We start from the raw sequence: 381 nt of genomic DNA, 5'->3' as shown, positions 1-381 counted from the left end.
TGGTAAAGCGTTACGCCCGTTGCGTGACGAAGGTGTCATGATCATCGGTAGTGGTGGCACAGTGCACAATTTAATGGCGCTTCGCTGGGATGAACAAACGAAAGCAGATTCTTGGGCTGTTGCTTTCGATGATTGGTTGCTTGCCCAGTCATCTGCCCATAGTGAAGATGTGTTTCACTATGAAGAAAAAGCCCCTTATGCTAAACAAGCCGTCCCGACTCAAGAACATTTAGCACCGTACTGGATTGCTTACGGAGCCGGCAATCGCTCGCCACATGTTTTATTCCGAGAATACGAGTACGGAAACTTAAGCCTTTTAGCTGTATCATTTTAATGGAGGGATTCCGATGTGGAACGAGTTTCAGAAATTCGCTATACGAG

1 protein-coding gene is annotated in these 381 nt (G+C 46.7%); it reads left to right on the top strand.

Features of this window, described 5'->3' with window-relative positions; genetic code table 11:
• Positions 1-334: DODA-type extradiol aromatic ring-opening family dioxygenase (locus ETC00_RS20340; protein ID WP_171567803.1), on the top strand; the 334-nt coding region annotated here is incomplete at its 5' end.
• Positions 335-381: the final 47 nt, after the last annotated feature.

Origin of the sequence: Brevibacillus sp. MCWH (assembly GCF_013096935.1) — a bacterium.
Lineage (GTDB): Bacteria > Bacillota > Bacilli > Brevibacillales > Brevibacillaceae > Brevibacillus > Brevibacillus aydinogluensis.
The sequence above is the reverse complement of the archived record's forward strand: the minus strand, read 5'-3'. Positions and strand labels throughout refer to the sequence as shown.